22 protein-coding genes and 1 pseudogene are annotated in these 26,115 nt (G+C 69.8%); 4 read left to right on the top strand and 19 right to left on the bottom strand.

Annotated elements, in window-relative coordinates:
- Positions 1-6: 6 nt before the first annotated feature.
- From ACIA8E_RS24520 to ACIA8E_RS24445, 16 genes are all read right to left on the bottom strand, one after another.
- Positions 7-804 carry an enoyl-CoA hydratase-related protein gene (locus tag ACIA8E_RS24520; RefSeq protein WP_399301461.1) on the bottom strand — a complete coding sequence of 266 codons (798 nt, stop codon included), beginning with the start codon at positions 802-804 and terminating at the stop codon, positions 7-9.
- Positions 801-1,988, bottom strand: a complete 1,188-nt coding sequence (locus ACIA8E_RS24515; protein WP_399301460.1) for a CaiB/BaiF CoA transferase family protein — start codon at positions 1,986-1,988, stop codon at positions 801-803. Before ACIA8E_RS24515 ends, ACIA8E_RS24520 begins: the two co-directional genes overlap by 4 nt.
- Positions 1,985-3,376 carry an FAD-dependent oxidoreductase gene (locus ACIA8E_RS24510; RefSeq protein WP_399301459.1) on the bottom strand — a complete coding sequence of 464 codons (1,392 nt, stop codon included), beginning with the start codon at positions 3,374-3,376 and terminating at the stop codon, positions 1,985-1,987. Before ACIA8E_RS24510 ends, ACIA8E_RS24515 begins: the two co-directional genes overlap by 4 nt.
- Positions 3,377-3,389: 13 nt before the next feature.
- A complete protein-coding gene (locus ACIA8E_RS24505; protein ID WP_399301458.1) occupies positions 3,390-4,706 on the bottom strand; it encodes an MFS transporter in 1,317 nt (438 codons plus the stop codon).
- Positions 4,707-4,813: 107 nt separating this feature from the next.
- Positions 4,814-5,422, bottom strand: coding sequence for an XRE family transcriptional regulator (locus ACIA8E_RS24500; protein ID WP_328335207.1), 609 nt, complete (start codon positions 5,420-5,422; stop codon positions 4,814-4,816).
- Between the two features lie 326 nt (positions 5,423-5,748).
- Positions 5,749-6,687 (bottom strand): LD-carboxypeptidase, encoded by a 939-nt coding sequence (locus ACIA8E_RS24495; protein WP_399301457.1) that lies wholly within the window; start codon positions 6,685-6,687, stop codon positions 5,749-5,751.
- Entirely contained in the window at positions 6,684-7,823 is a 1,140-nt protein-coding gene (locus ACIA8E_RS24490; protein WP_399301456.1) for a M20/M25/M40 family metallo-hydrolase, read from the bottom strand. The genes ACIA8E_RS24495 and ACIA8E_RS24490 overlap by 4 nt, the downstream gene beginning before the upstream one ends.
- A 4-nt stretch (positions 7,824-7,827) precedes the next feature.
- Positions 7,828-8,958, bottom strand: a complete 1,131-nt coding sequence (gene menC, locus ACIA8E_RS24485) for an o-succinylbenzoate synthase (RefSeq protein ID WP_399301455.1) — start codon at positions 8,956-8,958, stop codon at positions 7,828-7,830.
- Complete coding sequence (locus ACIA8E_RS24480; protein ID WP_399301454.1) at positions 8,955-9,755, bottom strand: hypothetical protein; 801 nt, start codon at positions 9,753-9,755, stop codon at positions 8,955-8,957. Before ACIA8E_RS24480 ends, menC begins: the two co-directional genes overlap by 4 nt.
- Complete coding sequence (locus ACIA8E_RS24475) at positions 9,745-10,731, bottom strand: ABC transporter ATP-binding protein (protein ID WP_399301453.1); 987 nt, start codon at positions 10,729-10,731, stop codon at positions 9,745-9,747. The genes ACIA8E_RS24480 and ACIA8E_RS24475 overlap by 11 nt, the downstream gene beginning before the upstream one ends.
- Positions 10,728-11,720, bottom strand: coding sequence for an ABC transporter ATP-binding protein (locus ACIA8E_RS24470; RefSeq protein ID WP_399301452.1), 993 nt, complete (start codon positions 11,718-11,720; stop codon positions 10,728-10,730). Before ACIA8E_RS24470 ends, ACIA8E_RS24475 begins: the two co-directional genes overlap by 4 nt.
- A 2-nt stretch (positions 11,721-11,722) precedes the next feature.
- A complete protein-coding gene (locus ACIA8E_RS24465; protein ID WP_399301451.1) occupies positions 11,723-12,637 on the bottom strand; it encodes an ABC transporter permease in 915 nt (304 codons plus the stop codon).
- The gene (locus ACIA8E_RS24460) at positions 12,634-13,704 is read right to left on the bottom strand and encodes an ABC transporter permease (protein WP_267006696.1); all 1,071 of its coding nucleotides are present in this window, start codon (positions 13,702-13,704) and stop codon (positions 12,634-12,636) included. The genes ACIA8E_RS24465 and ACIA8E_RS24460 overlap by 4 nt, the downstream gene beginning before the upstream one ends.
- A gap of 76 nt (positions 13,705-13,780) precedes the next feature.
- Entirely contained in the window at positions 13,781-15,625 is a 1,845-nt protein-coding gene (locus tag ACIA8E_RS24455; RefSeq protein WP_399301450.1) for an ABC transporter substrate-binding protein, read from the bottom strand.
- Between the two features lie 145 nt (positions 15,626-15,770).
- The gene (locus tag ACIA8E_RS24450; RefSeq protein WP_399301449.1) at positions 15,771-17,135 is read right to left on the bottom strand and encodes a M20/M25/M40 family metallo-hydrolase; all 1,365 of its coding nucleotides are present in this window, start codon (positions 17,133-17,135) and stop codon (positions 15,771-15,773) included.
- Complete coding sequence (locus ACIA8E_RS24445) at positions 17,132-18,034, bottom strand: MurR/RpiR family transcriptional regulator (RefSeq protein WP_399301448.1); 903 nt, start codon at positions 18,032-18,034, stop codon at positions 17,132-17,134. Before ACIA8E_RS24445 ends, ACIA8E_RS24450 begins: the two co-directional genes overlap by 4 nt.
- A 114-nt stretch (positions 18,035-18,148) precedes the next feature.
- On the opposite strand from ACIA8E_RS24445, the gene ACIA8E_RS24440 reads away from it, so the two are divergent.
- Together ACIA8E_RS24440 and lysA are read left to right on the top strand one after the other, a co-directional pair.
- Positions 18,149-18,772 (top strand): helix-turn-helix domain-containing protein, encoded by a 624-nt coding sequence (locus ACIA8E_RS24440; protein WP_399301447.1) that lies wholly within the window; start codon positions 18,149-18,151, stop codon positions 18,770-18,772.
- A 5-nt stretch (positions 18,773-18,777) separates the two neighbouring features.
- Entirely contained in the window at positions 18,778-22,179 is a 3,402-nt protein-coding gene (gene lysA, locus ACIA8E_RS24435) for a diaminopimelate decarboxylase (RefSeq protein WP_399301446.1), read from the top strand.
- Between the two features lie 413 nt (positions 22,180-22,592).
- Here the strand turns inward: lysA and ACIA8E_RS24430 are convergent.
- Both ACIA8E_RS24430 and ACIA8E_RS24425 read right to left on the bottom strand, forming a co-directional pair.
- Positions 22,593-23,084: pseudogene (locus ACIA8E_RS24430) on the bottom strand (SDR family NAD(P)-dependent oxidoreductase); the annotation flags it as partial.
- A 40-nt stretch (positions 23,085-23,124) separates the two neighbouring features.
- Positions 23,125-23,349 (bottom strand): hypothetical protein, encoded by a 225-nt coding sequence (locus ACIA8E_RS24425; RefSeq protein ID WP_399301445.1) that lies wholly within the window; start codon positions 23,347-23,349, stop codon positions 23,125-23,127.
- Between the two features lie 332 nt (positions 23,350-23,681).
- Here ACIA8E_RS24425 and ACIA8E_RS24420 point away from each other — a divergent pair, with 332 nt between their 5' ends.
- Together ACIA8E_RS24420 and ACIA8E_RS24415 are read left to right on the top strand one after the other, a co-directional pair.
- Positions 23,682-24,590: an MBL fold metallo-hydrolase gene (locus ACIA8E_RS24420; protein WP_399301444.1), complete on the top strand. Its 909-nt coding sequence runs from the start codon at positions 23,682-23,684 to the stop codon at positions 24,588-24,590.
- A 75-nt stretch (positions 24,591-24,665) separates the two neighbouring features.
- Positions 24,666-25,340: a TIGR03086 family metal-binding protein gene (locus ACIA8E_RS24415; protein ID WP_399301443.1), complete on the top strand. Its 675-nt coding sequence runs from the start codon at positions 24,666-24,668 to the stop codon at positions 25,338-25,340.
- A 257-nt stretch (positions 25,341-25,597) separates the two neighbouring features.
- On the opposite strand, the gene ACIA8E_RS24410 is transcribed toward ACIA8E_RS24415, so the two are convergent.
- Positions 25,598-25,873, bottom strand: a complete 276-nt coding sequence (locus ACIA8E_RS24410; RefSeq protein ID WP_399301442.1) for a hypothetical protein — start codon at positions 25,871-25,873, stop codon at positions 25,598-25,600.
- Positions 25,874-26,115 lie beyond the last annotated feature (242 nt).

Raw genomic sequence — 26,115 nt, 5'->3', positions numbered from 1 at the left:
TCTCCTTTACCGGCCCGGCCAGACGGGCGCGCGCTTCTCCTGGAAGGCGAGCACGCCCTCCTTGCCGTCCTCGCTGTCCAGCGCCTCGGTGAGGGCCGGCAGCCGCATCGCGTGGGCCTCCCGCGCCGACAGGTGCTCGGTGCGCTGCACCATCTGCTTGATGGCGCGCAGCGAGGTGGGGGCACAGGCGAGGATGTCGGCGACCCAGCGGTCGACGGCCTCGTCCAGCTCCTCGGCCGGTACGACCTCGTTGACCAGTCCCATGCGGTGCAGTTCGGCCGCGGGCACCTTGCGGCCGGTGAGCAGCAGTCCCATGGCCTGAGTGTGCGGCAGCCGGCGGACGAGCCGGAAGACGCCGCCGTCGAGCGGAATCCGGCCGACGCGCGGTTCGGTGAGGCCGAACCTGGCGTGCTCGGCGGCCACGACGATGTCGCAGCCGAGCACCATCTCCATGCCGCCGCCGAGCGCATAGCCGTTGACCCGGGCGATGACCGGGACGTCGAGGCCGGTGCGCAGGCTCAGGCCGCCGAAACCGTTGGGGTCGAGGTCGGCCCAGTACTGCAGGCCGGTCTTGTCGACCGCGTCGGCGGACATGTCGGCGCCGACACAGAACGCCCGGTCGCCGTCGCCGGTGACCACGACGACGCGGACCTCTCGGTCGGCCTCGATCTCGGCCCAGATCTCGTTGAGCCGGGCCAGCGTCTTGGCGTCGACGGCGTTGAGCACCTTGGGGCGGCTGATGGTGACCCGGGCGACGTGCCCGTCGCGCTCGTAGCGCACCTCGTCGGTGTACGGGTCGCTCATCGCAGGATGCCCTTCTCACGCAGCACGGTTATCTGCTGCGTGTCATAGCCGAGTTCGGCGAGGATCTCCTCGCCGTGCTCGCCCAGTTGCGGCGGCACCCGGCGGACGGTGGCCGCGCCCTCGGACAGGTGGATCGGCGCGTTGAGCGCGCGGATGCGGCCCGCGACCGGGTGGTCCATCTCGACGATCATGTTGTTGACCGCCGTCTGTTCGTCGTCCAGCGTCTGCTCCAGACTGCGCACCGGGGCGCAGAGGATGTCCTCCTCCTCCAGGCGTTTGACCCAGTAGTCGGTGGACTTGCCTGCGACCGCCTCGGCGAAGATGCGCTGCAGCTCGGGCCTGTGGGCGAACTGCTTCTCGAGGGTGTCGAACTCGGCGCGTTCGCCCAGGTCCTCGTCGAGCTCCAGGGCGCGGCTGATGTGGTGCAGCGGGTTGGTCTTGAATCCGCCGACCATGATCAGTGCACCGTCGCTGGTGGGAAGCACGGCGGTGAGCGGCATGGCGGCCCAGTTGATCTCGGATCCGCGGTTGAGCTGCTGACACGCCTCCTGCATCTGCATGTGGAGCATGGAGTCGTACATCGACACCTCGACCTTCTGCCCCTCGCCCGTCCGGTCGCGATGCAGCAGGGCGAGCAGGATGCCCTGGAGCAGGTGCATGCCGGTGGTGTAGTCGCACAGCGTGGTCGGGTAGAGCGTCACGGGGTCGTCGTCGGCGACCCGGCGCCACATCACACCGCTGTACGCCTGGGCGATGGCGTCCTGGCCGCCCTTGTGCGCGTAAGGCCCCGAGGTGCCGAAGCCGGTTCCGGATGCCCAGATGATCCGCGGGCTCAGCTCCCGAAGTGCCTCGTAACCGAGGCCGAGACGCTCCATGACACCGGCCCGGAAGTTGCTGACCACGACGTCGGCGCCGCGCACCAGCTCCTGGACGGCCTTGAGGCCCTCCTCGGTACGGGTGTCGATGCTGATGCTCCGCTTGTTGCGGTTGATCGACAGGAAGATGGGGTTGTCCAGGCCCGCCGGGTCCGGGATCGAGGTACGGGCGATGTCGCCCGTACCGGGCCGCTCCACCTTGATCACATCTGCGCCGTAGTCGCCGAGCAGCTGCGTGCACGACGGGCCCATGAAGACCTGGGTGAAGTCGACGACGGTGATGCCGCTCAGCGGCTGTACGGTGCTCATGCGCGGGCCTCCATGGTCGCGTCGACGGTGGCGTTCTCGGCGGGGATGTCGCCCGGGTCGGCGCCCTGGTCTCGCATCCGGCTCTGGATCATGGCCGGGTCGACGTCCCGCACCAGCACGCCTTGCTCGACCGCGGTCGCCGCGGCGATACCGGCGGCCTGGCCCATGGCCATGCAGGGCGGAATCTCACGCGAGATGCGCTGTGCCTCGGGCGTGGCCGAGTAGTGGCGGCCGGCCACCAGCAACTGGTCGACGCCGCGCGGCAGAAGCGAGCGGTACGGCGTGTAGTAGTCACGGCCGCGCGAGACACTGTCGGCGAAATGGCGACGGGAGGTGACGTCGTCCTTGGTGACGACGTATTCGCCCTGCAGCAGACGGGTCTGGCGGACACCCATCTGCTCGGCGACATCGAGCAGATACGCACTCTCGAAGCCCGGCAGGTCCGACCTGATGTGGTCGAGCACGTTGCCGATACGGTTCCGCGCCTCGAACTCGGCCTCGGTGAGCGACTCGGGGTCGGTGCCGTCGAAGCCGGTCATGTGCGGCGCGTTGCACCACACCACACCGGGTACGGGCGTCTTGAGCCACCACAGCTCCCAGGCGCCGCCGAGCAGCCGCTTGATCTTGCGGTTGATCGCGCGGGCCTCCCGCGGGTTCTCCTGCTCGAAGCGCTCCGCGGCCGCGGTGTCCACGCCGCCGAGCCGGAAGACCAGGGTGACGAGATAGTTGTCCTTGTCGTACGTGGCGCCGGCGCGGGAGGCCACGTCGATGTCACCGGTGGTGTCGATGACGACATCGCCCATGACCGCCTGCGGACCGGACTTGGTCTCGCAGACGACGCCCTTGACCGCCCCGTCCTGGACGATCGGCCGAGAGAACCAGCTGTGCAGCCGGAGGTCGACCCCGCTCTCGCGGACGAGGTCGTTGGACACGCGCTTCCAGCCGTCGGGGTCGAAGGCGACCGCGTAGCAGATCGGCTTGGGGCTGGTGTGGGAGTGGAAGTCAAATGCCCCCCAGCGGCCCCACTTGTTCCACATCTCCTGGGAGGAGACGCGTTCCTCGGCCGGCGGGTAGACCGCGAGTCCCAGCTTGGCCAGCCGTTCGACGTACTCGTCGACGATGCCGGTGACCGTGATCTCGTTGCCGTTGATCATGTCGTCCAGGACGAGGACCATGCCGCCTGAGGCGAGCCCGCCGAGCGCCGAGTAGCGCTCCAGCAGCGTCACGCTCGCCCCGCTGCGGGCGGCGGAGACCGCGGCGCTCACACCGGCGGGGCCTCCGCCGACCACGACCACGTCCGAACGCCGGACGACCGGCGCCTCGATGGCGTCAAGTGTGACGGACTGTCCGTGGACAAGTGCGCCGGACGGCGCGGCTGTTGTGGACATGGTGGGACTCCTTTCAGCTTCCGGCGCGAACGGAACCGCGGCGGAAGGCGAGCATGTAGAGCAGAACGCTGAGCAGGCACAGCACGGCGACGTAGACGGGGAAGGCCCATCCGGCGCCGGCGTCCTGCAGCCACAGCAGGACGTACGGGGCGGTGCCGCCGAAGCCCGCTACGCCGACGGCGTAGCCGAGACCGACGCCGGTGACGCGACAGCTCGTCGGCATCAAGGTGGCGGAGACCGTGTTGTAGAGGCCCATCGTGAAGGCCAGTACCGGAGCGCCCACCAGCATCACGAGGGCGAAGGTGGTCATCCCCTTGCCCTGGTAGGCGAGGACGACGAACACCAGGGGCACGACCGCGAGGCGGGTGACGATGAACGTCCGCGAGATCCGCTTCCGGTCGGCGAGCCGGCCGACCAGAGGGTAGAGCGCGCCGACGACCACGCCCGACAGGGTGGTGACCGCGAACACGGTGCTGGGGTCCTCCGCGTATGCGGAGCGCGCCAGGTTGGGCAGACCGGTGGTCCAGGTGTAGTTGATCGCCTGGGCGGCTGCGACGACGAAGATGATGGTGAGCAGCGCCAGCTTGTGGTGGGCCACCTCTGCCCACACCTCCCTCGTCCTCCGGGGCGTCCCGGCGGTGTCGGGGTCCGCGGCCTCGGCCGCGGTGTGCAGGGTCTCCGGCAGGGAGCGGCGCAGCCAGAGGAAGAAGAGGCCGCCCAGGGCGCCGATCACGAACGGGATGCGCCAGCCCCAGTCACCCATGGCCTCGGAGCCGACGGCCTCGCTGGTGAGGAAGCAGACCAGTGACGCCGCGACGATGCCGACCTGGACGTAGATGCTGATGATGCTGCCGAAGCGGGCGGTGCGACCCTCCGGCGCCATCTCCACGATGTAGGCGGAGTTGAGCGGTGCCTCGATGCCGGTGGACAGCCCTTGCAGGATCCGGCAGGCGAGGAGGATCACGCCTGCCCACACGCCGATGACCGCGTGGGAGGGCAGCAATGCGATGACCGTGGTGGTGAGGACCATCGATCCGATGGACAGCAGCATGACCAGCCGCCTGCCCAGCCGGTCGGCCAGCGTGCCGAAAACGATGGCGCCCAGTGGCCGGGCGGCGAACCCCACCGCGAAGACGGCCAGGGCGGACATGGTGGATGAAAGGCCGTCGGTGGCGGGGAAGAACTGCGGTCCTATGGAGGACGCGAGCAGGCCGTAGACCATCCAGTCGTACCACTCGACGGCGTTGCCGCCGCCGAGCGCCAGCAGTGCGCGCCGCTGGGAGAGGGGAGTACGGACTGCGGTAGCTGATCTTTCGTGGAGCGATGCCATAGCGGGGGCACCTCGCGGTGAAAGGCGCACGGCTCAGGCCGTGCGGGACCTGCGCCCGGGCCGACGGCCGGGGCGTTGAGGGAGCGGAGTACGGCGGAGGCCGGGGCCTACCAGCTGGGCGGGGTGATGACCCAGACGGAAGTGGACGGCTCGTCGCCGGGGTTGGCGTACCAGTGCGGGACGCTCGACGAGTACGTGATCGAGTCACCGGCCTCGAGCCGGTGCCGGACGCCGTCGAGATAGACGTCCTTGACGCCGGAGAGAACGATTCCGAACTCTTCGCCGTTGTGGCGGAAGGGGGTGCTGCTGGTGTCATGTCCCGGCTGGGTCTCGACCCAGAGGACCTCGAGCGCGCCGTTCAGCGTAGGGGTGAGCAGCTCGTAGCTGGCGTCGTCGAGTCCATCGGTGCCGTGGAAATCGAGAGTGCGCCGTTCGGCACGCCGCACCACGGGGCTGATCTGTTCGGTCAGGTGGAAGAGCCTGCCGATGGGGATGTCCAGGCCGTGCGCGATCTGGACCAGGGTGGCAAAGGACGGATTGCCCTTGCCCCGTTCGATCTGACTGATGAGTCCGGTACTCACACCGGATCCTCGGCTGAGGTCGTCGAGGGTGTAACCGGCTTGCTTGCGCAGTGCCTTGATCTGGATTCCCACTGTGGCGACGAGCGCGTCCAGATCCGGCTGACCGTCCTGGGGTACGTAGGTTGCGTCACTCACAGCTTCGACCTGCCTCAGTGGCGTGGGGACGGAAGGAGCTTCGCCGTTGAACAACGAGCGCTTCGGCGGAGCATGTGCGGCCTCGGCGACCCGGGCTTGGTCATATTGAAGAGCTTCATTAGATTGAAAACAACCCTTCGGAGTGAAGAACTTCAACCGAACAAGCGGTGGTCCGTATCGCGTCCGGCGCAGCGGTCGCCCGGCGAATGACCAACCTGCTCAGGACATGCGGACGCGACGAGGAACTCCTCCCCGCCGCGTCCGCACTTCACCATCCGGTGTTCCCGGCCACCGCCCGAAGGGCACCCGACCGGCCGTCGGTCCGTTCAGGCGAGCACCGGTCCGTCGAAGGTGAGCGTGCCCCCGTCGGCGTCGAGGCGGGCCGGGACGCCGACCGGGAAGGTCTGCATCGGGACGCCGTGGCCGATGTCGGCGCCGGCCAGCACGGGGGCGCCGAGGTCGCCGAGCCGGTCGATGAGCAGGGCGTCGATCTCGGCCGGGTCACCGCAGCCGGTGAAGGTGCCGCAGAGGATGCCCGCGACCCCGTCGAGGTAGCCGGACCGGCGCAGCTGGGTGAGGATGCGGTCCAGCCGGTACGGCTCCTCGTCGACGTCCTCCAGGAACAGGATGCCGCCGCGAGCCGGACGCGAGCTGGGGGTCGCGAGCGAGGAGCAGAGCAGGCTCGCGGTGCCGCCGAGCGTGACGCCCTTGGCCGTGCCGCCCACCAGGGTGCGGGCCGCGGGGAAGGTGAGACGGATGGCCTCGGCCGGGGTGAAGAGAGTCCTGGCCAGGGAGTCGAAGGCGTACGAACCAGGGGTGAAGTCGTCCGAGACGGGCATCGGTCCGAACAGCGACACCCAGCCCAGGTGCACCGAGACCGCCTCGATGAGCGCGGTGACGTCCGAGTAGCCGACGAGCACACGCGGCGCGGGGGTACCCAGGGAAGCGAAGTCGACGCCCTCCAGGCTGCGTTGGGCGCCGTAACCGCCGCGAGCCATGAAGACGGCACGGTAGCGGGGGTCGGTGAGAGCGGTGGTGAGGTCGGCGGCGCGGGTGGCGTCGTCGCCTGCCAGATAGTCGAGAGGCACGCCGGCGGCGCGCGCCGAGGGCAGCACGTCGACGATCAGGCCGAGACTCTCCAGGGCCGCGACGCCCTTCTCCAGGTCCTCGGCGCGCGGCGCGCCCGAGGCGGCGGTGACGGCGACCCGGTCACCTGCTCGGAGAGCGGGCGGGCGGAGCAGGCCCGTGTTTTCGGGGGAGGTCATGCGGACTCCTCGGGTGCGATGAGGTAGGCGGCGAGCAGAGCGGCACGGTCCAGCAGTGAGGCGACCGAGGCGCGTTCGGACATGGAGTGGGCGCCCGCACCGTCCGGGCCGAGGCCGTCGGCGGTGGGGATGCCGAGCGAGCCGGTCAGATTGGTGTCACCGGCGCCGCCCGAGGTACCGGTGAGCAGATCGGTGCCCCGCTCGGCGGCGAGCGAGGCAAGTCGCGCGGCTAGGGGGTTCGCCGGGTCGCGCTCCCAGGCGGGGCGGTACGAAAGCCGGGTAACGGTCACCTTGGCGTCGGGGCGGACCGGGGCGAGGGCGTCGAGGGCGCCGAGTACGGCAGCCTCGGCGGCAGGCGTGGCGAAGCGCAGGCCGATCTCGGCCGAAGCCGTACCTGCGACGACGTTTGCGCGGGTGCCGCCGCTGATGGTGCCGATGTTGAACTCGGCGGCGGGCGGAGCCGGGACGGCGCCCCGTACAACCGCGATCTGGTCGATGAGCTCGTCGATCGCGGAGGTGCCGAGTGAGGCGTCGAGCCCGGCGTGCGCCTCCACGCCCTGGACGTCGATACGCACCCGGGCCACTCCCCGCCTGCCGGTCTTCAGTGTGCCGCCGGGCAGCGGGGGTTCGAAGCCGAGCGCTGCGAAGGCGCCCTCGGCATGGGCGGCGATGATGCGGCGGCCGTCCGGGGAGCCGATCTCCTCGTCGTTGACGACGACCAGGCACACCGGGCGGGACGGGCGGAGGTCCTGTTCGCGAAGGAGAGCGAAGGCCAGCTCGATGGCGACGAGGGAGCCCTTCATGTCGTACACGCCGGGGCCGGTGACGGTGTCGCCGTCCTCGTCGAGCGTGAAGGGGCGCTCGGCGGTGGTGCCGACGGGAAGGACGGTGTCGCTGTGGCCGATGAGGAGTATGTGTGCGTCATCGGGGGCCGTGCCCGGCCACTCGCAGACCAGGTGGTCGCCGTGCGGTCCGCTCTCGCGGGTGACCCGGGCTCCGAGAGCCCGATAGGCCTGTTCCAGATCGGCGTTGACGGTCCGGAGGAGTTCGGGTTCTCCGGACGGGCTCTCGGCCATGACGAGGGTTTCCAGGCGGGCGAGTGCCCGCTCGCGCAGTTGCTCGGCGTCGAATCGCATCGGCTCAGCCTTCCTTCAGTACGGCGTGCCGCAGCCGGTTCGCCCGGATGAGGGACTCGTCGACATGGACACCGAGCCCCGGGCGGGCGTCGGGCACCGGGACCAGGCCCTCGGTGGCACGGATCGGCGGGGTGACGATGTCCTGGCGGTAGTACTTGTCGGAGCCGGAGACGTCCGAGGGCAGGGTGAAGCCCGGCAGCGAGGCGACGGCGAGGTTGGCCGCGCGCCCGATGCCGAACTCGTGCATTCCCCCGCACCACACCGGGATTCCGGCCTCGCGGCACACGTCGTGCACCGCGACGGACGGTCCGATTCCGCCGAGCCGGGACACCTTGATGTTGACGATGTCGGCGGCGCCCAGGTGCAGTGCGGTGGCCAGTACGGCGGGTGAGGTGATCGACTCGTCGAGACAGACGGGGGTGTCGAGCCGGGCGGCGAGGCCGGCGTGGCCGAGCAGATCGTCCTCGGCGAATGGCTGCTCGATCATCAGCAGGCCCTGGTCGTCGAGGGCGGTGAGGGCGGCCAGGTGCTCGGCGGAGTCGGCCCGGTAGCCGGTGTTGGCGTCGACCTGGAGGGCGATACCGGGGAAGGCCGCGCGTACCGCCCGTACCGGTTCCAGGTCCCAGCCCGGGCGGCACTTGAGCTTGATGCGGCGGTAGCCGTCGCCGACATGCCGGGCGACCTGGTCGAGGAGAGCGTCGACGGTCGGCTCGATGCCGAGGCTGACACCCGCGCTGATCCTCTCGGCGGTGCCGCCGACGAGGGTGGCGAGGGTCTCGTCGCGGGCCTGCCCGTACAGGTCCCAGCAGGCCATGTCGAGCCCGGCGCGGGCGAAGTGGTTGCCCGAGAGGCGGGTGGTGAGAGCCGCCGCGTCATCGGGGTGCTCCCAGGGGCGGCCGAGGACCATGGGGGCGAGGTGCTCGCCCAGTACGTACCAGCAGCTCTCGGTGGATTCGCTGCAGTAGTACGGGTCGCTGGGCGAGGCGCACTCGCCCCAGCCGACCGTGCCGTCGGATGCGGTCGCCTTGACCACGATGTGGTCGAGGTGCGACTTGCGGTGGGAACTGGTCTCGAACTCATGGATCAAGTCCAGCCGTACAAGGGAGAGTTCGATCTCGGTGATGGTGATCGTCATGAGGCGCCCTCCTGGTCGGTGCCGCGCGGAACGAACCGGTAGACCGCGAGGTCGTCGGTGACACGCAGGCAGGAGACCCCGACATGGGTGGCCAGGGCCTCGGTGAAAGTTTCCCTGAGCGAGGTGCGCAGTGCGGCGGCGGCGGGCGCTCCTATGGCGGTGCGGTGCAGATCCCAGCGCGCGGGCACGGCGATCAGCAGGTCGTCGCCCCGGGCCAGACACTCACCGGGTTGCCAGGCCCGGTCGGGGAGTCCGGGCTGGACCATGGCCGGCCGCGTCAGGTCCCAGTCGAGGAGGAACCGGTCGGTGGGCTCGCCCGCGTCGTCACCGAAGCCCTCGCCGCCGTACATCGACGGTTTGAGTACCCGGACCCGCCCGCCGAGCACATCCAGGTTGAAGTGCGCGTTACGGGTCTTCAGTGGGTCGTAGGACCAGCGGATCCGGGTCAGTCCCATGGCCAGGGTCCGCTCCCGCTGCGCGTGCTTGAGGAGCCGCCCCACCCCCTGCCCCTGGAGGTGGCGGGCGACCACGGCGAGCTGCGAGAACTGGAACAGCTCGCCGCCCCCCTCACGGGCGAGGAAGCTGTACGCGAATCCGACCGGCCGCGCCAGGTCGCCGTCGCCCTCGTACGCGGCGACGACGATGCCTCCGTTGGACTGGAGCGCGGTCAGCAGGCGGGGATTGAGGCCCCCGTCCGACGGCCGCAGGCCCATCACCTCGGCATACAGACCGATACAGGCCGCCATGGCGGCAGGACCTTCGACGTCGCGTACGACGAGTGCGGGGTCAGCGTCCATGGGCGAGATGGCAGGCCGCCTGGGCGGGCGCCGGGTCGGCGGTGAGTACGGGCAGCTCGCGTCTGTCGCAGCCGGCGGCGGCCCGCTCGGCGCCCTCCAGTTCCGGCCAGAGCGGGCAGCGCGGGTGGAAGCGGCAGCCGGACGGGATGCGGGTCGGGTCCGGGGGCTCACCGGTCAGTACGGTCGGCCGCTGGTCGCGTCCGGCCTCGGGCAGCACCGAGAGCAGGGCCTTGGTGTACGGGTGCTTGGGGTGCAGCAGCACCTCCTCGACGGTGCCGACCTCGACGATCCGGCCGAGGTACATCACGGCGACCCGGTCGGCGATGTTCCAGGCCAGGCCCAGGTCATGGCTGACGACGAGGGCGGACAGGCCGAGGCTGTCGCGGAGTTCGAGAATCAGCTTCAGGATCTCGCCGCGCACCGAGGCGTCGAGGGATGCGACCGGCTCGTCGGCGACGATCACCGAGGGATCCAGGGCAAGGGCGCCCGCGATGACGACGCGCTGCTGCTGGCCGCCGGACATCTCGTGCGGGAAGCGGTGCAGGAACCGCTCCGGAGGACGCAGTCCGGCACGCGAAAGAGCCGTGTGCACACGGGAGTTCAGCTCCTCCGTCACGCCGTGCAGCCGGGGCCCCTCGGCGACCGCGTCGTAGACGTTCTGCCGCGGGTTGAGGGCGCCGCCCGGGTCCTGGAGTACCAGCTGGGCATGGCGGCGGTACTCCTTGAGCGCCCGGGCCGAGTAGGCGAGGGGCTTGCCCTGGTAGCGGATCTCGCCACTGGTGGGCCTGATGAGGCCGACGAGCGCGCGGGCGAGGGTGGACTTGCCACAGCCCGACTCGCCGATCAGGGCGACGATCTCGCCCTGGCCGACGGTCAGGTTGGCTCCGTCCACGGCACGGGCGGGCCCACGGCCCGCGCGCGCCGGGTAGGTGATGCGGAGGTCGCTGACCTCCAGGGCCGGGGCGGTGGTGCTCATGCCTGGCTCCCTTCGGTTACGGGGGTGTGGGCGTCCAGAACGCGCAGACAGGCGGCGCTGCGCCGATCGCCCGCGGGCCACAGCTCGACGGCCTTCGTACGGCAGGCGTCGACGGCGTGCACACAGCGCGGGACGAAGGCGCAGCCCGCGCCGAGCGCCGAGACGTCCGGCGGGTCGCCGGGCAGTCCGGAGGGCGCGAACCGGGACGCGGGGTCGCCGATGGTGGGGAACGCCCTGGCCAGTGCGTCGGTGTACGGGTGCCGGGGACCTTCGATGACCTGCTGCGAAGGGCCGGTCTCGACGATCTCGCCGGCGTACATCACGGCGAGCCGTCCGCACATCTCGGAGAGCACCGAGAGGTCGTGGCTGATCATGATGACGCCGACGCCGGAGTTCCGTACCAACTCGGTGAAGAGCTCCATGATCTGTGCCTGAACCATCACATCGAGGGCTGTGGTGGGCTCGTCGGCGATGATCAGGTCGGGGCGGCAGGCGAGCGCCATGGCGATCATGATGCGCTGGCGCTGGCCGCCGGAGAACTCGTGCGGGTAACTGCCCATGCGCTGCGGCGATATGCCGACGCTGCCGAGCAGTTCGGCGGCGCGTTCGCGGGCGGTGCGCGGGGACACCTTCTCGTGGAGCAGGATCGGCTCGCAGATCTGCTCGCCGATGGGCCGCACCGGGTTGAGGGCGCTCATGGCGCCCTGGAAGACCACGGACGCGCCGTTCCAGCGCACGGTGCGCAGTGCGGACCACTTGGCGGTGAGCAGGTCCTCGCCTTCGTACAGCACCTGTCCGGTGACCTTGGCGCTCTTGGGCAGCAGCCGCAGCAGGCTGAGCACCATGGTGGACTTGCCGGAGCCGGACTCGCCGGCCACGCCGAGGGTCTCGCCCCGGTCCAGGGTGAAGCTGACACCGCGCACGGCGGGGATGAGGCTGTCGCCGTCGCGGTAGGTGACGGAGAGGTCGCGTACGTCGAGCAGGGTCATGGTCAGCCCACCATCCGCGGGTTGAGGACGTGTTCCACGGCACGCCCGGTGAGGGTGAAGCCGAGGACGACGAGAAGGATCGCGATGCCGGGCGTGCCGACGTACCACCAGGCACCGGAGGTCATGGCGCCCTGGTAGAAGGCGGCATTGAGCATGGAACCCCAGGAGACCCCGGTCGGGTCGCCGAGACCGAGGAAGGTCAGGGTGGCCTCGGAGAGGATCGCCGAGGCGACGGTGAGGGTGGCGGAGACCAGGATCAACGGAGCCACGTTCGGGAGTACATGACGGATCATCACCTGACGGTTGCCCGCGCCGAGGACCTTGGCGCGCTCGATGAACGGGCGGGCCTCCACGGCGAGGGTCTGGGCACGGACCAGGCGGGCTGTGGACGTCCAGGAGGTCACCGCGATGGCGATGGTGATGGACGCAGTGCCCTGGCCCAGGACCGCGGCGAGGGAGATGGCCAGCGGCAGGCTGGGCAGCGCGATGAACCAGTCGGTGACATGCATCAGGGCCTTGCCGAGCTTGCCCGGGTAGTGGCCTGCGAGCAGTCCGATCGTCGAGCCGAGCACCATGGTGAGCACGGTCGCGATGACGCCGATGGACAGCGAGGAACGCGAACCCCAGATCAGCAGGTCCACCACGGAACGGCCGGCCTGGTCGGTGCCGAGGAGGTAGCCGGAGCCGGGCGCGGAGAGCAGCGGGCCGTCGACCTTGGTGACGTCGAGCTGCTCGGGGCCTATGAAGAGCGGGGCGCAGAGCGCGAGGATCGTGGCGACGATCAGGATGCCCAGGCCGACGAGACCGGACGGGCGCTTGGCGTAGGCGCGCGCGAAGCGGCCGACGGAGGCCAGCCGGGGAGGCGAACCGGCCGGGGCTGCCGCGGCGGTGATGTCAGTGGTGTCGGAAGTCGTCATCGCACACGCACCCGGGGGTCGAGGAAGCGGTAGAGCACGTCGGCGAGGAGGTTCATCAGGATCACACTGGCGCTGAAGATGATGAACGTGCCCTGCAGTACGGGGATGTCGGGCACCTTGAGTGCCTCGATGGTCAGCGAGCCGAGACCCGGCCAGCTGAAGACGGTCTCGACCGTGATCGCACCGCCGACCATCGTGCCCAGGTGAAGAAAGATCACGGTGACCGAGGGAAGCAACGCGTTGGGCACGGCGTGCTTGCGGCGAACGGCGTCGTCGACAAGTCCCTTGGCCCGGGCGGTCAGCAGATAGGGACTGCCCAGCTCATCGATGATCGACGAGCGCATGATCGACACGTACTGGGCGAAGACCACGAGCACCATCGTCAGACACGGCAGCACCATGTGGCGGGCCACGTCGAGAACATGGCCGAAGCCGGTGGCACCGAGCGACGGGTCGGACATGCCGCCGGAGGGGAACAGATCGAGGCCGACGCTGAGCCAGATCAGCAGGATCATGCCCAGCCAGTAGGTGGGGACCGACCAGAAGGTGAGCGCTGCCGAGGAAGTGATCTTGTCGAAGAGGCTGCCGTGCCGCCACCCGCTGCGCACCCCCAGCCACAGGCCGACCACCACGGATATCGCGGTGGCCGTGCCCATCAGGAGCAGGGTGGGGCCGACGCGTTCGCCGATCAGGGAGGAGACGGACTGCTGGTACTGCCAGGAACGGCCCAGATCCAGGTGGACGATGTCGTTCACGAAGTGCAGGAACCGCTCCCACACCGGCTGGTCCAGGCCCAGTGTCTGGCGCAGATGAGCCATCTGCGCATCGCTGGTGGGCCGGCCGCGGGTCATCGTCTGGACCGGGTCCGAGGGCATCAGCTGGAAGATCACGAAGCCGATGCCCAGGACGATGACGAAGCTCACGGCGGCTGCGGCGAGCTTGGTGCCCAGGAAGCGGAGGAAGTCTGCCCGCCCCGAGCCCGGGCGGGAGGCGGCGTCGGCAGCGTCGCTCCCGGGCACGGGGCCGACGGCGCTCGCGCTGTCGGACGTATCGGACGTAATGGTCATGAGTTCTCGATCTGCTCGGTCTGGTGGACCCCGCGCACCCGGTGCTGCGACCGGGTGCGCGAGGCGGGCGAGGTGGTTACTCCCGCTCGTCGGCCGACGAGCGGCGCTTGATGCCGAAGGCGACGCCCGCCACGACGAGCACGCCGATTCCGATGCCGGCCCACAGAGTGGTGGAGCCCGACGAGGCTTCCTTGACGGCGGCGACCGGGGTGGCGCTGCGGAACTGGCCGAAGGTGTACTGCATCGGGTAGACACCGGCGGAGTCCGCCTTGCCGACCGCGAGGTTCTTCACGGTGCGGGCGTTCGTCGCGCTCAGGCCCGTGGCGTAATACAGGATGACGTTGTTGTCAGCCTTGTAGAGGATGTCCTGCATCTTGCCGACGGTCGCCGCGCGCTGCGCCGGGTCGAACTCGGTGACCTGCTGCTTGAAGAGCTTGTCGAACTCCTTGTCGCAGTGGAAGGAGTCCGTGGAGCCGTTCGTGCCGTCGTCCAGCGGCAGCGCGTCGCAGTTCTGGATGGAGAGCAGGTACGTCGGGTCGGGGCCGGTGCCCCAGCCGTCCATCAGCAGGTCCCAGTCGCCCTTGGCGAGATCGTCGTTGAGCTTGGTGGAGCTCAGCGGCTCCGCTGTCAGCTCGACACCGATCTGCTTCATCCACCCTGTGAGGTAGGTGGCGATCTGGGTGTCGGTGGCGGCGTCGGAGTGGGTGCCCAGGCGCAGCTTCAGCGGCTTCTTCGTCTTGGGCGAGACGCGTATTCCGTCCTTGCCCTTGGTGTAACCGGCCTCATCCAGCAGGGAGTTGGCCTTTGCGATGTCGTAGGACTGCTCGTCGCCCGGGGCGGGCTTCCACGCCCACTGCTTCCAGGTGGGCGGGATGTAGCCGGAGCCGACCTGGCCCAGGCCGTCGAGCACCTTGTCGACGAGGGTCTGCTTGTCGGTCGCCAGCGCGATGGCGCGGCGCACGGCGGCGTCGGCGAGAGCCGGGTTCCCGGTGCCGATCTTCTTGCCGGAGCGGGTACGGGCACCGGAGTTGAGGGCCACGCTCATCCAGCGGCGGCCGGCGTTCTGGAAGGCGGTGGTCCGCTTGTCGCTCTGCAGCGCCTTGAACTGGGTGGAATTCAGATCGGATACGTAGTCGAGCTGGCCGCTGCGCAGTGCGGCGACAGCACCGTCGACGGCCTTGTAGCGCTGCTGGACCAGGTGGTCGAACTTGGGGGCGCCGAGGACGAAGTCCTTGTTGGCGTCGTACTTGACGTACTGCTCGGCCTTGTAGGCCGTGAGCGTCCAAGGACCGTAACCGACGATGTCGCCGGAGTCGTTCTTGAAGTCCTTGAGGTCCGTGACGTGCTTTTCCCAGACGTGCTTGGGGACGATCGGCACACCGCTGTAGGGGATGGACACGAACGGGGTGTTCGCCTGGGGCTTCTTGGTCTTGATGACCAGCGTCGTGGCGTCGGGCGCGGTGACCGAGGCGAAGTTCTCGACGAGCGAGCCGTTGGCAGTGCCTGCCACCTCGTTCGTCCGGATCAGATTGAGGGTCCAGGCGGCGTCCTCGGCGGTGATCGGCTTGCCGTCCGACCACTTCAGTCCCTTGCGGAGGGTGAAGGTCCAGGTGAGCTTGTCGGCGGACGGCGTCCACTCGGTCGCCAGGTACGGCGCGGGGGTGCCGTCTGTGTTCAGGGAGTTCAGGGAGGGGTAGACAGCGCTGAAGACATCCAGCGAGCCGGCGAAGTACGCCAGGAACGGATTCAGCGAGTCGATGCCGTTGCCGGTCATCGCGGCGCGCAGGGTGGTGCCCTTGGTGTCGGCGGCGGCCCCGGGGGCCAGTGCGACCGAGCCGAGGGCGAGAGCACCGGTGAGGGCTGCGGCGGCCAGTGCGGTGGCACGTCGGCCTATCGCGCTGCGGACCATTGTGTGTGTCATTTCGTGCCAATCCAGGAGCGTGGGCAGGACGCGGACCACGGAGGTCCGCGTCGTACCGGTGAACGTGCTGTGTGCTGCCTTGCTGTGGCGAGCCGGGGCAATGCCGCGTGGCTCGCCTGTCGTTCGGCCGGTGACGGCCGTCGGGTCAGCCCGATGCGGGGCTGGAGGGATCCGCCCGGAGGAAGGTGTCCAGGACCCGGACACCGAAAGCGAGGCTGTCGGTGAGCACCTGCTCGTCGACGCCGTGTACGTAGTCCCAGCTGTTGAAGCCGGGCGGGGTGGTGCCGGGGGCGAAGCCGTAGCCGGCGATGCCCAGCCGGGCGAAGGCTTTGGCGTCGGTACCGCCGGACATGCAGAACGGCAGGACCAGGGCCTGCGGGTCGTGGGCGCGCAGGGCGTCCGCCATGGCCGCGAACTCGGGCGAGGTGTGGTCGGCGGCGACCGGCTCGGTCCAGCTGGCGAACTCGCGGGTCACCCTGGTACCGAGCACCGCGTCGACGGCAGCGAAGAACTCCTTCTCGGCGCCGGGCAGGACCCGTCCGTCGATGCCGGCGGTGGCTTCGCTGGGGATGACGTTGTGCTTGTATCCGGCGCTCAGTCGGGTCGGGTTGAGGGAGTTCGACATGGTCGACTCCACCAGCCGGACGGCCTCACCGAGTTGGGCGACGCTCGCCGGGTCGGCCGGGTCGATCGTGATGCCGAGCTCCGAACCGAGCCCGTCGAGCAGTGCCTGGACCGGCGGGATCAGATGAACCGGCCAGGTGTGCGCGGCCAGTTCGGCCACGGTGCGTACCAGAGTGGCCACGGCGTTGTCGGGGTTGCGGCGGGATCCGTGGCCCGCGGTGCCGTGCGCGCTGAGGGTCATCCAGGCGCTGCCGCGCTCGCCGGTGGCGACCGGGTAGAGACGGCGGCCGTTGGGCAGATGGACGCTGTAGCCGCCGGACTCACTGATGGCGGCGGTGACGCCCTCGAAGAGTCCGGGGTGCTTGTCGACGAGGAACCCCGCTCCGTACGCGCCGGTGTCCTCCTCGTCGGCGACGAACGCCATCACGATGTCGCGCGGCGGGCGGGTGCCGGTCCGGGCGAATCCGGTGGCGCAGGCCAGCATCATCGCGTCCATGTCCTTCATGTCCAGGGCGCCACGGCCGCGTACCGAGCCGTCGGAGATCTCGCCGCTGAACGGATCGAAGGACCAGTCGGAGGGTTCGGCGGGCACGACATCCAGATGGCCGTGGACCAGCAGTGCGGGGGCCAGCGGGTCGGCGCCCGGAATCCGGACCACGGTGGAGGCTCGGCGCGGCTCCGACTCCAGGACCTGCGGCGCGTATCCGGCGTCGGTGAGGACTTCGGCCACCCACTCCGCGGCTTCCCGCTCGCCGCGCGACTCGCCGCCGCCGTAGTTGCTGGTGTCGAAGCGGATCAGCCGCGAGCAGTGGTCGATCGTGTCGGTGGCCAGTGCCTCGTGGTGGGTGAACTGTTCCGCGGAAGGGTCGGTGGGCTCCTGGATCACGGAGCAGTCCTTTCAGGCGGGCCGGCGGGGGTGGCGCTCTCGCCGTCGCTCAGGGCCCAGGTGAGTGCGTACCGGCGCTGTGCGCGACGGGCCGCGCCCTTCGCGCCGGCCGCGGCAAGTGAGGCGAGCAGATGGCCGGTTGCGGTAACGGCGGTCGGCGAGTGGGTGCGCGACTCGCTTCGGGTGTTCACCGCGAGGACGTGGGTGGCGTACGCGCACACCGGGCTGTCGTAGCCGTCGGTGATCGCTACGACCGTGCCGCCCAGCGCATGGAACTCACGGGCCAAGCGCACGGTGTGTCGGCTGTAGCTGCGAAAGCTGAAGGTGATCAATACATCCTGGTCGCCGGCGTCGGCGAGCGCGGTGACGGCCGCTCCCACTCCCGGCTGGACGAGGGTGACGTCACGGAGCGCGGCGGAGAGATCGGCGGCAACCAGAGCCGCGTAGCCGATGGACTTCATGTCGCCGAACACCCAGCGGCGGCGGCCTGCTACCACAGCGCGCGCGGCAAGTTCCAGGGCGCCGTTGGCGTGCAACGCGTCGAGGGTGCCGGCCAGGTTCTCCTGCTCCCGGGCGAGAATGCGGCGCAGCGCGGTCCGGTCACCGGGCTCGCCCTCGCGGTCGGCGATGCGCTGGTCGGGAACGGGCAGCCGGCGGCCCGTCTCACGGGCGGCGCAGGCACGCAGGTCCTCGGTGTCGGCGAAGCCCGCCATGGCGAGCAGCTGGTCGAGATCCTCGGCGTTCGCGTCTGCGGCCCGCAGTAGCTGGGCGGGGCGCCGGGACAGTACGGCGGGGAAGTCTGCAGCGAGTACGGCGTGCAGGCGAGCGGCCCCGGGACCGCATTGGGCAGCAGCACGCTCCAACAGGCGGAGCGCAGGATCGGGCGTCAGGACAGACATCAAAACCTCCCTCCAAGCCGTGAACTCCACCGCTGCGACCAGGTATTTCTTCCCTGAGTATCACTTGCTGGCGGATACATTGATCTAAGGTGGCGCGAGTATTACTGTCACCGCATGCCTGAGTCAAGGGATGTTCCAGCCCCCGCCCCGACGACCGTCGACTCATCGGCCGAGGCGTCCGCAGCCGATCGGGCAACCGCCCAACTGGCCAAGGTCGTTGCCTCGGCGCGCAGGACGGCAGGACTGACGCTGGCCGCCACCGCGGCCGGGTCGGGCCTCTCGCCCGCATATGTCTCGCAGATCGAATCCGGCTCCGCGAATCCGACCGTCCGCAGCCTGGCGCAACTCGCCGGAGTGCTGGGGCTCGAACTGCACGAGCTGCTCGGCGCCGGACGTGGCGACACCTCCGACAAAAGCCCGTTCCCGGCGCGATTCACCACACTTCCGGGCTTGACCGCAATGTCGGACGGTCAAGGAATCTGGAACATGACGGCCCATGACGCGACCGTGCTCCATTCACGCCTGATAAGGGGCGAACCGGGCGATCACGCCCATCCGATCCGGCACGCCGGAGAGGAACTCGTGGTGGTGCTGGCCGGGCAGTGCCGGCTCCGTGTCTCGGACACCGCGCGCGTGCTGAATCCGGCCGACGCCTGCCATTTCGCCGCATCCGAAGAGCATCAGATCACGCAGACCAGCGACGACTTGCTCCTGCTCGTCGTCCTCACGAAGGAGTGACGCAGGTGGTTCCACCCGCCGACAACTCGGCCGACGCCGCCCCCACCCGAGCCGCGGGCCCGGACGAAGCACCGGACATCTGGCCGCTCACCGCCAAGGACATGGACGGCGAACTGCACGTGGGTTCCGTGCCGATGACGGGTCTCGCTCAGGCGTGCGGCACTCCGCTCTACGTCGTGGACGAGGCGGACTTCCGCGAGCGGGCCCGCCAGTGGCGGGAGTCCGGCGCGGACCGCGTGCACTACGCGTCCAAGGCCTTCCTCTGCCCGGAGATGGTCCGCTGGGTCGGCGAGGAGCGTCTGCACCTGGACGTCTGCAGCGTCGGTGAGCTCGAACTCGCCGTCGCCGCGGGCTTCGACCCCGCCCACATCGTGCTGCACGGCAACAACAAGCTCCCCGCCGAGCTCAGCTCGGCCGTGGCACACGGCGTCGGGGTGATCGTCGTCGACTGCGCCGAGGAGATCGACCGGCTCGCCGGCTACGCGGCCGACGCCGGCCGGGTCCAGGACGTGTATCTGCGCATCGCGCCGGGCGTCGCCGCCGCCACCCACGACTACATGGCCACCGGCAGCGACGACGTGAAGTTCGGCTTCCCGGTCAACGGTGGCTTCGCCGAACGGGCGGTCCTCACCGTCAACGGCATCCCCTCGTTGCGCCTGACGGGCATCCACTCCCACCTGGGTTCGCAGATCCTCGACCCGTCCGGCATCCGGCGGGCCGCCTCGCGGGTGGCCGCATTCGTCCGCATGCTCGCCGAGCGGCACAGCATCGGTATCGACGAGCTGGACCTCGGCGGCGGCGCCGGGATCGCCTATGTGCCCGGCCAGCAACGGCTGGCGCCCGCCGAGTTCGTAGCCGCGCTGCGGGCCGGGGTCGCCGAGGAGCTGGACCCTGCCTCCGTCCGGCTCGCGGTGGAGCCGGGCCGCTCGCTGATCGGCACCGCCGGCGTCACGCTCTACGAGGTCGGTGTGGTCAAGCAGGGTCTCGAGCGACGCTTCGTCTCCGTCGACGGCGGTATGAGCGACGCCCTGCGCCCCGCCCTCTACCAGGCCTCGTACACCGCCTGGACCGCAAACCGCAGGCTGACCGGCCGCCCCGTGCACTCCCTCGTCGTCGGCCGGCACTGCGAGAGCGGCGACATCGTCGTACCCGACATCGCACTCCCCGCCGACCTGTCCGTCGGCGATCTCCTGGCGGTGCCGGCGACCGGCGCCTACCACCACGTCATGGCCAGCAACTACAACTTCCAGCCGCGCCCCGCCGTCGTCGCCGTACGCGACGGCCAGGCGCGTCTCCTGGTGCGTCGCGAGACCCCCCGCCGACCTGTTGCTCCGCGACGGCGCCGGCGCCGCCATAGACCTCTCAGGAGACCTTCGATGACCGAGCGCCGCGTCCTCCCTTACGGCGAGTGGCCCTCACCGCTGACCGCCGATTCGGCCGCGTCCGGCTCCAGGGCCACGAGCTGGCCGTCCGGCGTCGGCGAGGAGACCTGGTGGTGCGCCAACGACCCGGCGACCGCCACCGTACGGCTGTTGCGCACCGGCCCCGGGCACGCCCCCGAGCCGGTGCTGCCGACGGGTGTCAGTGTGCGCAACCGTTCGCTGGGCTACGGCGGCCGCCCGTATACGGTCCGGCCCGGCCAGGACGGCGCCCCGCATCTGCTGGTCTTCACCGACCACCGTGACCAGCGGCTGTACGCGGCCGGCACCGCCCTGCTGGGAGGGGGCGGTGCGAGTGACCTGACCCCCCTGACCCCTGCCGACCCGCCCGAGTACGAGACCTGCTGGGCGGACCCGGTGTTCGCGCCAGGTGGCACCGAGGTCTGGCTGGTCCGGGAGGTCACCCGGTCAGCCCGGGAACCGGGCGAGGATCCGGCCCCGCGCACCCGTCGCGACCTCGTCGCCGTGCCGCTCGACGGCTCGGCCGCCACCGCGCCGGACCGGCTGCGGGTGGTCGGCGGCTCCCACCACTTCCTGTCCACCCCGCGGATCAGCCCGGACGGACGACACCTGGCGTGGCTCGGCTGGGACCACCCGCAGATGCCGTGGGAGACCACCGAGTTGATGGTCGCACCGCTGGCCGACGGAGTCGCGGGCGAGCCGGTGCGGGTGCTGGGCGGCGGTGCGGTGTCCGTGCCGCAGGCGGCTTGGGCGCCCGACGGCACGCTGTACGCGATGGCCGACCCGGACGGCTGGGCGAACCTCTTCCGGATCACCCGGGCACCCGACGGGGACTGGCACGCCGAGTGCGTACTTCCCATGGAGCGGGAGTGCGCGGGTGCCCTGTGGCGGGTCGGCGGGAGCTGGTTCGCGGCCACGGCGGCGGGAGTGGTGCTGCGGCACGGCGTCGGTGAACAGCGGTTCGGGCTGTGGGATCCCGCCGACGGCACACTGCGCGATCTGGCGCCCGAGTGGACGGAGTTCGGCTCCGACCTGTGGGCCGACGACCACGCCGCCGTGGTGCCGGCGGCCTCCCCCGCGCTCGGCCACGCCGTGCTGCGGGTGCCGCTCGACGGCAGCACTCCGGTGCGCTGCAACGGTGAGCGCGACACCACGTACGACGCCTGGCGGGCGGTGCCGGAGCGGCGGGTCGCCAAGGCCGCGGACGGCGGCGAGGTGCAGTACGTCTACTACCCGCCCACCAGCCCGGACTGCACCGGCCCGGCAGGCGAGGCACCGCCGCTGCTGATCCACATCCACGGCGGGCCCACCAACTCCAACGGCGCCGCCCCCGATGCGGAGTTCTCACTCTTCTGCAGCCGGGGCTTCGCCGTCGCCGCCGTCGACTACGGCGGCTCCACCGGCTACGGCCGCGCCTACCGGGACCGGCTGCGGCACACCTGGGGTGTCACCGACGTCGAGGACTCGGTGACGGTCGCCTCGGAGCTGGCCTCCGCCAGGCTCGCAGACCCGTCGCGTACCGCGATCCGCGGCGGCTCGGCGGGCGGCTGGACAACGCTCGCGGCACTGACGTCGACCGACACCTTCTGCTGCGGAGCGGTGTACTACCCCATCAGTGACCCGGAGACCTGGATCTACGGACAGACCCATGACTTCGAGTCCCGTTATATGGAGTATCTGGTCGGGAAGTTGCCCGAGGACCAGGAGCGGTTCGACCGGGTGTCGCCGATCCGCAAGGCCGGGCAGATCACCAGCCCGCTGGTGATGCTCCAGGGAGCCGATGACTTCATCTGCCGCCCCGACCAGGCCGAACGCATCGTCGACGCAGTGGCCCGACGCGGGCTGTGGCACCGCTACCTGCTCTTCGAGGGCGAGGGGCACGGCTTCCGCCAGGCGTCCAGCGTGAGCGCCTCACTGCGCGCCGAGGCGGAGCTGTACGCGCATGTGATGCGCATCCACGTCGATCTCTCGGACACCAGCGGCGCAGCGCCGGAGGCGCAGGGCTGAGCAGCCTCCCGCGCCCGGAGGAGTGTCACGGTTCGGCCCATCCGGCCGGTTCGTTCGCCCTCCGGGCCGGGTAGGCACGAAGGCGGAGTCAGCAGCTGAAGCGGGCGGCAGCCGGGGCCCCGGTCAACGGCTCCGGCAGCCGCAGCGGCCCGTGACCCGGGCTGATCCGGCCCAGCAGCCGCCCTCCCGTCGCCCCGGTTCAGCTGGGCAGCGTCCCCGGCAGCCCGCGACGGGACGACTGGTTTCGGTTGCAGTTGTCAGGAGGCAGCGGGAGCGCGCTCCAGCTCGGAGACGGTTGTGGGCTCCTCGGTTCCCGCTTCGTGGCGTCGGGTGAGGTGGCGGTCCAGCAGAACGCTGCCCATGTGGGCGACCCCGAAGGCCGCGCCGATCCAGGCCGTACCCGCCGGCCCCAGGTGGCCGCGGGAGCTCAGCGACACGATCCGCGCGTTGCCGGCGGCCGCGAGCGCGTCGTGCAGGCCGAGCGCGAGCGCGAAGTGGCCGAGATGGTTGGACGCGAACTGCAGCTCCCAGCCGTCCGGTGTGGGTTCGAGCGTGGGCAGTGCCATCACGCCGGCGTTGTTGACGAGGATGTGCAGGGGCCCGGTCCAGGCGTTCGTGAAGGCGGCGATCGACGCCTGGTCGGCGAGGCCGAGCCGGCCGACATGGACGGCGTCGTTTCCGGTGGCCCTGCGGATGTCGGTCGCGTTGCGCTCGCCGGCGTCCGTGTTGCGGACCGCGAGGGTGACCGAGGCACGGGCGCCCGCGAGGGCGCGGGCGGTCTCGGCGCCTAGACCCGAGGCGGCGCCGGTGACGACCGCGTGCTTGCCGGAAAGGTCGATGCCTTCGATGGCGTCGGCGGCCGACGACCCTTCTCCGAAGGGAGTCTGGATGAGCGTGGACGTCATGGCCTCAAGTCCTCGTCACTGATCGGCTGCCTGTTCCTCATCAGCCGTACGGTGCCTGGGAGGGGGCGGCCTCGTGTGTGTTCGTCGGTGTGGTCCAGCCGGCGAGCAGGCGGAGTGTTTCCGCGGAGGCGGAGCCGGGTTCGGTGGCGTAGAGCACGATGCTCTGGTCGCGCGCGCCGCCACTGAAAGCCGCCTCCGCATCCTCGGAACGCAGACGGGCCCGCCGCGAGCGCAGGAAGTCTCCCAGTTCGCCGTTGTCGTTCATGCGGCCAGTGTGCTCCCCATAGCGGCGTGACGGGCCGCTGAAGGTGGACCAGCCAGACCTAGGTTCAGCAGGGCGCCCTCGGAGCGTCCACACGCACGCAAAGCAGGTCATACTGACTGAAAAGCGGCTATCTTTTTCCGGCGAGGAAGCCAGAGGACCTCCCGGCACCGGGCTGGAGAAAGGAGCGGCTGTCCTGCACCGGCCCGCTGTCGCCTCGAAGACCGCGCTGCCGCAGGCCAGGCCCGAGCCAGCCCTCACGTGGCCCTTCAGGACCCCATCACAAGACGCCCCTCCGCCCCAGCCCTGGGGCGGGCCACCCAAAGGAGATCACCATGACCGAGTTCGCGCCTGTACCCGACTTCGCCCTGGGCCCGGACATCCCGGAGTCCGGGTATGTCGTCCAGGACCTGGGCGGCGGTGCCCACTTCGTCACCCAGGGGATGATCAACACGATGTTCGTGGAGACGAAGAACGGTGTCGTCCTCGTGGACGCCTCACCGTTCCTGGGGGACAAACTGCTGGAGGCGATCGAGTCGGTCACCCCCAAGCCGGTCACCCACCTGATCTACAGCCACGCGCACGCCGACCACATCGGGGCAGCTCACCTGCTGAAGCGGGACGGACTGAAGATCATCTCCCATGAGATCACCGGCGAGTTCATCAAGGAGGTCAAGAACGACGACCGGCGCCCCCTGCCCACCGAGACCTTCAGCGGCCGGCACAAGCAGATGGACATCGACGGGGTACGGTTCGTCCTCGACTACACGGGAGACTGGCATCAGGCCGGCAACCTCTTCATCCACCTGCCGGAGCTGAAGCTCATGGGAGCGATGGACAGCTTCGCTCCGAAGAGCGCGCCGTTCTTCCGCCTGTACTTCTCCGCACACGTTCCCGCGTACTTCGACGCCATGGACCAGTTGCTGGACTACGACTACGAGACCATCGTCACCGGCCATATGGCCCTGCCCGGTACGCCCGAGGACGTGGCGACGAACCGGGAGTACATCCGGGACCTGCGCGCCGCTGCTTCCGAAGCACTGCGCACGGTCGACATGAAGGAAGCCTCGGCCGCCGCCAAGGTGCCGGCCGACAACAAGCAGGCGGAAATCAAGGTCTGGATGGATGCGGTCACCGCCCGCGCGGCCGAACTCATGCCGTCCTGGGAAAAGCGCCTGGGAGGAACCGACATCTTCCTCTCCGACAACCTCAACGCCACCGCGTGGAGCGCCTTCATCGACTAGGACGACGCCCTACGAATGAGGGGCGAACCGCGGTGATTGCGTTCGTCGCAGTCGACTTCGCAGGAGGGATGCCGCATGCTGCCGGCGACGAAGGTGGAGCAGTTGGCGCAGAGCATCGATCTGGTCGTGGACGCCGTGCGCGGTGCACCGGTCGACCAGTATCACAACCTGACGCCGTGTTCGGCGTGGACGGTGAAAGACCTCGTCAATCACATCGCCATGATGCTGCTGATGACGAGAGACGCGGGCACCCGCACTGCATCGGATCCGGGCCTGCTGACCGCGAACCCGGTGCCCCTCCTCGCCGGGCGGCCAGAGTCCGAGTGGGCGTCGCTCCTGGCCGGCAGAGCGGAACCGGCGGTCAGGGCCTGGTCCGAGCCAGCAGCGTGGGAGGGCGAGGCCGGCCTCAGCGGACCGCCCATGCCCGCGACCGCGCTCGGCGGGATCCTGATCGCCGACTTCACCGTCCACGCCTGGGACACGGCAGCGGCCACCGGGCAACGGCGCACCATTCCCGCGGCCTTGGCCGAAGCCACGTTCGCGACATACTCGCGTGAGGCACCGCGCATGCGCAGTCTCGGCCTTCTGGGTGACGAAGTACCCCAAGACACAGACGCACCCGTGTTCGACCGCGCACTGGCCCTCAGTGGCAGAGACTCCCGATGGACACCAGTGGCGCATCAGGGTGTGCCCGACGGTCCACCGGGGCCTTCATCGCCAGCGAACCTTCCTGCCTCGCGTAATACCTGATGCGTGATTCACAGGACACTGCCTAGATCCGGCGACGCCGTGGGCCAGACCCTACGCACGCGAAGCCGCCCCGGACTCAATCCGGAGCGGCTTCGCTGAACGGGCTGCCCGCTGAACGAGGCGAGGTTGCCTGGGGCGCTTCAGCGTGTCGGGCCGGTGGTGAACTCGGCGCGTACACCGGGTCTGAGCCGACCCCTCCACGAGCTGGTCACGGAGACGTCGGACAGGAAGCCAGAACCCCAATTGCACGCAGCTCGTTACGCCTTGTCGGTCGCGATGCGACCCATCCCGCCGCTGGACCCGCTGGTGTCCGACCAGAAGCTATAGGTATGACCTTCTGTCAGATTCTTCGTCCCGGGCGTGCACTTGCCCTTTCCGCCAGCCTTGACGGTGTAGATCTTCTTTCCGCCTGCGGACTCGTCGTACACCGTGACCGAGACGCTGTATCCGTCTGCCACGGTGTCACAGACCGTGAGCCGGTCGCCCTTGGCGACGAAGGACGCAGAGCCCGCGACCTTTCCCGAGGGCTGCACGCGGATCGCCCTGCCGCTCCAGTTGGCATGCGCATTCCCGGCGCTCAACGCGAGGGCGGCGATACCTGCAACACCTATCGTCAGAGCCTGAGAGACCCTGGATCGACGACTGATCATGCGTCAAATTCCCCCATCAATGAACCTTCGGCTTGGATGGACAAGCCGCCGGAAGCCTAACCTCCGCGCACGCCATGGCTTTTCGGCGGGCCGGTCGGTCAGGGCGCGGCGGTCAGTCTTCGTCG

The organism is Streptomyces sp. NPDC051664 (assembly GCF_044453545.1).
Lineage (GTDB): Bacteria > Actinomycetota > Actinomycetes > Streptomycetales > Streptomycetaceae > Streptomyces.
Note: the sequence above shows the minus strand (reverse complement) of the source record. Positions and strands in the feature narration are given on the sequence as shown.

Coding starts and splice junctions, on each gene's coding strand:
- ACIA8E_RS24495 (WP_399301457.1), bottom strand. CDS start 6,687: ATGACCTCCCCCGAAAACACGGGCCTGCTCCGCCCGCCCGCTCTCCGA.
- ACIA8E_RS24475 (WP_399301453.1), bottom strand. CDS start 10,731: ATGAGCACCACCGCCCCGGCCCTGGAGGTCAGCGACCTCCGCATCACC.
- ACIA8E_RS24465 (WP_399301451.1), bottom strand. CDS start 12,637: ATGACGACTTCCGACACCACTGACATCACCGCCGCGGCAGCCCCGGCC.
- ACIA8E_RS24490 (WP_399301456.1), bottom strand. CDS start 7,823: ATGCGATTCGACGCCGAGCAACTGCGCGAGCGGGCACTCGCCCGCCTG.
- ACIA8E_RS24445 (WP_399301448.1), bottom strand. CDS start 18,034: ATGTCTGTCCTGACGCCCGATCCTGCGCTCCGCCTGTTGGAGCGTGCT.
- ACIA8E_RS24520 (WP_399301461.1), bottom strand. CDS start 804: ATGAGCGACCCGTACACCGACGAGGTGCGCTACGAGCGCGACGGGCAC.
- ACIA8E_RS24510 (WP_399301459.1), bottom strand. CDS start 3,376: ATGTCCACAACAGCCGCGCCGTCCGGCGCACTTGTCCACGGACAGTCC.
- ACIA8E_RS24460 (WP_267006696.1), bottom strand. CDS start 13,704: ATGACCATTACGTCCGATACGTCCGACAGCGCGAGCGCCGTCGGCCCC.
- ACIA8E_RS24455 (WP_399301450.1), bottom strand. CDS start 15,625: ATGACACACACAATGGTCCGCAGCGCGATAGGCCGACGTGCCACCGCA.
- ACIA8E_RS24440 (WP_399301447.1), top strand. CDS start 18,149: ATGCCTGAGTCAAGGGATGTTCCAGCCCCCGCCCCGACGACCGTCGAC.
- ACIA8E_RS24480 (WP_399301454.1), bottom strand. CDS start 9,755: ATGGACGCTGACCCCGCACTCGTCGTACGCGACGTCGAAGGTCCTGCC.
- menC (WP_399301455.1), bottom strand. CDS start 8,958: ATGACGATCACCATCACCGAGATCGAACTCTCCCTTGTACGGCTGGAC.
- ACIA8E_RS24425 (WP_399301445.1), bottom strand. CDS start 23,349: ATGAACGACAACGGCGAACTGGGAGACTTCCTGCGCTCGCGGCGGGCC.
- ACIA8E_RS24420 (WP_399301444.1), top strand. CDS start 23,682: ATGACCGAGTTCGCGCCTGTACCCGACTTCGCCCTGGGCCCGGACATC.
- ACIA8E_RS24470 (WP_399301452.1), bottom strand. CDS start 11,720: ATGACCCTGCTCGACGTACGCGACCTCTCCGTCACCTACCGCGACGGC.
- ACIA8E_RS24505 (WP_399301458.1), bottom strand. CDS start 4,706: ATGGCATCGCTCCACGAAAGATCAGCTACCGCAGTCCGTACTCCCCTC.
- ACIA8E_RS24515 (WP_399301460.1), bottom strand. CDS start 1,988: ATGAGCACCGTACAGCCGCTGAGCGGCATCACCGTCGTCGACTTCACC.
- ACIA8E_RS24415 (WP_399301443.1), top strand. CDS start 24,666: ATGCTGCCGGCGACGAAGGTGGAGCAGTTGGCGCAGAGCATCGATCTG.